The organism is Trinickia sp. (genome assembly GCF_036503415.1).
In the GTDB taxonomy this organism is placed as follows: Bacteria; Pseudomonadota; Gammaproteobacteria; order Burkholderiales; family Burkholderiaceae; genus Trinickia.
The window spans coordinates 1-5,813 of the sequence record NZ_DASXWY010000030.1 but is presented as its reverse complement, the minus strand read 5'-3'; the positions used below and the strand labels follow the sequence as shown (position 1 = coordinate 5,813).

Below are 5,813 nucleotides of genomic sequence, written 5' to 3'. Positions count from 1 at the left end.
TCGTCGACGGCCTCGCTCGGCACCACGGGCATGTCCGGATACTTCGCGGCCAGCTTGAGAAACTGCCGATAACCGATTTCCGCGCGGCGGACCTCCTCGACGCGCGCCTCGTCACGATGCCCGTGCAGCAGCTTCGCCTTGATGCGCTCGAAATCGAGCTCGTCGATGGCTTGCCACATGGCCGCTGTTTGTTTTTTCGATGGTCGTTGCATGGTCTTCCTCGTCATGAATGAAACGAACGCCGCGAGTTCGATTCCCGCGTGTCCCTCGGTGAAAGCCCCGACGCGCTGCCGAGGCCGGATTGGGCTGGCTGACCCAGGAAAACCCTCATGTCGCCAGCTGACAAAGGGCGGCTGAAGAAGTAGCCCTGCACTTCATCGCAGCCTTCCTTACGTAGAAAATCGATTTGCGCCTGCGTTTCCGCGCCCTCGGCGATCACCGTCAGGCCGAGCGAATGACCGAGCGCGATCACCGCGCTCGTGATCTGGGCATCGCAGTGGCTGTCCGGCAAAGAGCTGACGAACGAGCGATCGATCTTGACGGTATCGATCGGGAATCGATTCAGATAAGCCAGCGACGAATAGCCAGTGCCGAAGTCGTCGATCGACAGCCGTACGCCGGTCTTCTTGATGCTGTTCAACCAGCGCACGGCCTGTTCCGGATGGCGCATCACCGTGCTCTCGGTCAATTCGAGTTCGAGCCTGTCGCCCGGCAGCCCGGCCTTGCCCAGTGCATCGAGGATGCAGTGCTGCAATCGCCTGTCCGCGAACTGACACGCCGAGACATTCACCGCGACGTGAATATCGCCGAGACCGCCGTCGCGCCATTCCGCTGCCTGGCGGCACGCCTCGCGCAACACCCATTCGCCGATCTCCACGATCGTGCCCATTTCCTCGGCAAGCGGGATGAAATCGCCCGGCATGACACGCCCAAGCGTCGGACTGTTCCAGCGAATCAGCGCCTCGACGCCGGTGCAGTGGTTCGAGCTCAAATCGACGCGCGGCTGATAAAAGAGCTCGAACTCGTTGCTGGCAACGGCATGGCGCAGGCAGGCCTCCATTTCCACGCGCTTTTGCAGCGACATGCTCATTTGACGCAAATAGAGCTGGTAGGTGTTCTTGCCGCGTTGCTTCGCGCCGTACATGGCGATATCGGCATTCTTGAGCAGCGTTTGCGCATCCGCTCCGTCCGCCGGGAACGAGCTCACACCGATGCTCGCGCTCACCTGCAACTGCACACCGCTCAGGCTGAATGGCTGGGCCAGCGCGGCTTGAATGCGCTCGATCGTCGCAAAGACGCTGCGGGAGCCGTCGCATCGATCGCTCAGCGCAACGATGAACTCGTCCCCGCCCAGCCGGGCGATCATCTCCGCTTCGCGCACCTGTGCGCTCAGGCGCTCGGCCACCGCGCTCAACAGCTGATCGCCGATGTTGTGGCCGAGCGAATCGTTGATGTCCTTGAACCGGTCCAGATCGATGAAGATCACGTGAAGCGCGGTGTTCTCCGCGTCGGCGCGGGCCAGCGCTGCATCGAGATGGTCCTTGAACATCAGGCGGTTCGGTAGTCCGGTCAGTGCGTCGTGGTTGGCGAGAAACTGCAAATTGTTCTCGGCATTGCGCCGCTGCAGAAAATGGCTCATCTGGCTCGAGATGGAGCGCGCCATCGCCAGCGCCTGCGACTCGACGTGGCGTCGCTCCCGCGAGTAGAACTGCGCTACGCCGAGCACTTCGGTGCCTGTCACGAGCGGGAACGAAAACGTCGTCGCGATGGCATCGTCGCCGAAGGTGCCGCTTTGCGCATGGCGCCTCGCCGACCAATGCGGCACGGCCGGCACCTCGCTCGCATCGACCTGCTGCGCGCGCTCGCGCAGCCACGAAGCGAGTTCCGCCACCGTCACCGAATGCACGGCCCGCAATTGCTTCCGATGCCCCGCTGCCGTGGGCCAGAACGCGCCAGCCTCCCAATCCATGCCCGTCGTCAGCAGTCCGATCAGCTGGTGCAGGACATCGCATTCGTTGGTCGCCGTTGCGAGTTGCAGCGTGAATGCGTGTTCGAGCTCGCGAACGCGATCGATCGATTTCTGCCGCGTGATCTCATGCGCGGTACCGCGCAATTGCCGAGTCCCGGCGGGCCCGCACGCGCGACCGATCATGCGCAGCCAGCCCCGGCGGCCGCGCGGCGACCGGTAGCGGCACTCGAACTCGAACGGTTCGCGCGTCTCGAGCGTGTTGCGCAAGCGCGCGAGCAGTGCGTGCCGGTCCGCCGGTTCGATCGCACGAACGAATCCGACCAGCGTCGGCTTGCCATGGCATCCGATCAAACGCGCCATTTCCTTCGAAAGGTGGGTGGTGTGCTCGTCGAAGTCCACGCGCCAGTCGCCCAGCCGCGCAATGTGTTGAGCCTTTTCGCGCGCCGCTTCGCTTTCGCGCAGATCGGCCGTGATCGCCTCTGCCAGTTTCACGGCTCGTGCGCGCGCACTCGAGAGCGCATGCGCGAGCACGGACAGCAAGACGCTGATGACGAGACCCGACACCAGCGCGAGCTGCGGCATGAAGCGCTGCGATCCGATCAGCGCGGGAACATCCGCGGAAAAAACGATGACCCACCGACGGCCCGCGAACTCGCCGTACGTTTGGCGGGACAGCCTGTCGTGAGTGCCGGCCGATGCGCTGGCCGCGCCGATTTGCGAGGCGAGCGCACCCGTCAACGAAGGCCCGTCCGCACTGTCGTAGAGCAGGCTGAGGGGTGCTGACGCCGCCTCCTGCTCACGCAGACTGCCCGCATCGTAGATGCGGTATCGCAGGGTTCGCAGCGTTTCCCGGCTGACCAGCCCGGCCATCATGCCGTTGATCCGGATGCCGGCGCCGACCGAGCCGAGATAAGCGAGCCGGCGCTCGGCCACGGTGCTCGCGGGCAGCCCGCGGCGATAGACAGGCAAGCGCATCGCCAGACCGACTTCTTCGGCGCCCCGCTCCGCGAAGATGCGCCGTCCGCTGCTGATCGACATGCCGGAATCGCGCATCTGTTGCAACACGCCGCCGCGGCCGGCCTTAGCTTCGATATCGACGCCGAGGACGTCGCGATTCGCTGCGAGCGGCTCGACGAACGTCAGGATTTCATGCGCCTCGCCGGTGCCCTTTACACGTACCCTGAAGTCGACTCCCGCATCGTGCAGCAATGGGTCGACGCGCTCATGCGCTTCGAAGCCGGGCAGATCGGCGGTGCGGACATACACCGAGTAATTGAGCGTTTGGAAACCAGGATAGCGTCCCGGCAGATCCAGACTGTTCACAAAATTGCGAAACTCACTACGTGTCACGGTGCCGTCCGCGCTAAACAGGGCACGCATCGTGACAAGCACGTCCGAATAAAGGCGAACACGCGTTGCAATCTGTTGTTCGACGTTACGTGAATCGTTTTCAAATCGCAGTTTCGCTTCGCGATCGACGAGCGCATTCAAAAGCGAATAGACCACCACGGCCGCCCCCACGCCCAATATCAGGGCGCCGAGGGCGAATCCGCCGGCGTAATGCTCGCGGCAAAAGCTCCGCGCACGTTTGAACATCATGTACACCGCAGCCCCCCGGCCGACGAGGCCAGCGCGGCGCCTCGCTATGCAAACATTCGCCGCTCGTTCAAAGCGACATTTTTACCGATTTAAAAAGACGGCTATTCTGCAAGCTGTTAATAAATTAGCCGATGCGGCTTGATTGTCTTTGCTCGAAGAATATAGGTTTCCAGGCGTGTTACAACGAACGGAAACCCTATTAACCTAAACCCCAAAATATTCTGTTTTTGGTTGCGAGGTTTAATCTAGATCAAAGAACTGTCTTTTGCGCATAACGTATGCAGCAAAAAATACCGGGGCTCAAGCATAAAGAAGGCGGCTTGGCCAATGCAGCGAATATAGAAAACGCCGCTGTGGCCAAAACCGCCGGGAACGTGACCTCAATATGGCAAGCGCGTCAATCAATCTCCAAGTCCAATCTTGCCTGCGCCCGCTTGGGCCAGCACGATTGACGCCACCTGGTCCGTCGCATCGAGGTGCGCGATCCCACCGGCACCCGGACCGTTGCCGGTCGGCGATGACGACAGATCGACGGACTTGCCGTTCACGAGCGAGCCGCTATCGGTCAGGTGCCCCGAATCGCCAAAGCGCTTGACGAGGCTCTGCGTGCTGACCCCGTGCGTTTCGAATGCATTGTTCTGCGACGTGATGTTCGAGTCGACGCCAACGCCGAGGTTGTACTGAAAGCGGTTGGCCTGCGACGAACTGTCTTGATAGAGGTTGTTGGCGACGTCGACGTTGCCGAAACGCACGCGCGGATCGCGCTGCGACACGCCCGCGAACAGGTTGTGGTCGATCGTGACGTTGAGCTTCCCCTTGTCGCTCGTCATGCCGTCGCTCGAGCCGATCAGAATCGACTTGTTGTGGCTCAGGAATTGATTGTTGGAGACCGTCGCATAGTTCGCGCCGTCGGTGAAATCCAATTGATCGCCGCTGATCGCCCCGGCTGGCGTCGTGCCGTCCTTGAACGTGTTGTGGTCCACCCACAGGTTCTGCGTTCCCTTGGCCTCGATGCTGTACACGCGCCCATGCGGATTGCCTTCCGCGTCCTTGCCCGGGAAAAAATCGAACGGCGACGTCATGTTCAGGTTGCGGATCATGATGTTGTGCTGGTTGCTGACATTGAATCCGCCGCCGCTGATGCCTGCGTCTTTACCTATGCCGATGATCGTCGTGTTGGAACCCACGTTGAGCATGTCGTGCGCGAGTTGAGCTTTCTCGTTGGCGAAGTCGCCTTTGCTCATTTCCTTGCCGTTGCTGTCGGCATTCAAATTGATGTTGCCTTTGATCTGGATGATCTTGGGCGTCGAGTTCGAGCCGTTGGTCGCATTGTTTCCGCCCAATGCGGCGACGAGCTGATCGCGCGTCGATACCGTGAATACGTGGGCTTTGTCGGCCTTCGATCCGCCGGTCACCCCGCCGTTCTGTGCTCCCCAGCCATGTCCGGCCGCGAGCGTTTCGCGCGAGTGATCGCCCGGCGTCGCGGCGGAGACCGACTGGGACGACGGCGTGCTGGCGGGCGCCGTGCCGACGCTCGAAGTCTTGCCCGACACCGCCGACGATGGGTCGTGTGCGTCGACCTTGTTATGAGCATTTTGTGCTTCGCGCGACTGATGCCCATGATGATCGTTGCCATGCGCGTCGGCGCTCGGTCCCCGTCCGGACTGGGACATCATCCTCAAGATGTCTTCGAGTTGCGCTTCCACTTTAGCGAGCAGTGCCTGGGTATTTTGCTGCGGACTTTCGGCTGCGGTACGTTCATGCTTGAACGACGTTGCAGTGGGTCCCAGTCCATCGACGCGAGCGTTGATGCTTGACATGGTTCTTGCCTCGGTTGCGTACGTTGAAATACGGTGCGACCGTAGATCACTGGGTCCCACCGATGTGGAAACGCGGATATCCGGCTTTCGCATCGCGCGCGTCGTCCGAAGGCCCTCATGGCACGCTCGGGCAGCCGTTAGTCTTATCCTTTGGTTCCATGGTACGAAGCACCCGCGTCGGCCACCGAAACGAGCCGCGAATTTCCGATGCCGCGTGCGAAACAGCGGAAAACCTAGAAGAGGTGGCGCATGCCGAGGGAAACGACGGCTTGCCGTGTGGAGCCGGACGCCGGAAGGAGGAATATCTGCGCCTGCACACCTGCGCTGGCGCGCAAGTAAACCGCATGGAAATAGATGTCCGTGCGTTTCGAAAGCGAATAATCGGTGCCCGCGACGATCTGACTCCAGGCGTGGCTCGCAAGCGT

At 61.5% G+C, this 5,813-nt stretch carries 2 protein-coding genes and 2 pseudogenes; all 4 read right to left on the bottom strand.

All coding sequences use genetic code 11. The features are described from left to right. Window positions 1-212 (bottom strand): annotated as a pseudogene (locus tag VGL01_RS04545) (hypothetical protein); the annotation flags it as partial. Between the two features lie 11 nt (window positions 213-223). Next, on the bottom strand, window positions 224-3,568 hold the full coding sequence (locus tag VGL01_RS04540; protein WP_331567516.1) for a bifunctional diguanylate cyclase/phosphodiesterase: 3,345 nt from the start codon (window positions 3,566-3,568) through the stop codon (window positions 224-226). Between the two features lie 401 nt (window positions 3,569-3,969). Further along, window positions 3,970-5,388 (bottom strand): hypothetical protein, encoded by a 1,419-nt coding sequence (locus VGL01_RS04535; protein ID WP_331567514.1) that lies wholly within the window; start codon window positions 5,386-5,388, stop codon window positions 3,970-3,972. 233 nt (window positions 5,389-5,621) lie between these two features. Beyond that, a pseudogene (locus VGL01_RS04530) lies at window positions 5,622-5,813 on the bottom strand (porin); the annotation flags it as partial.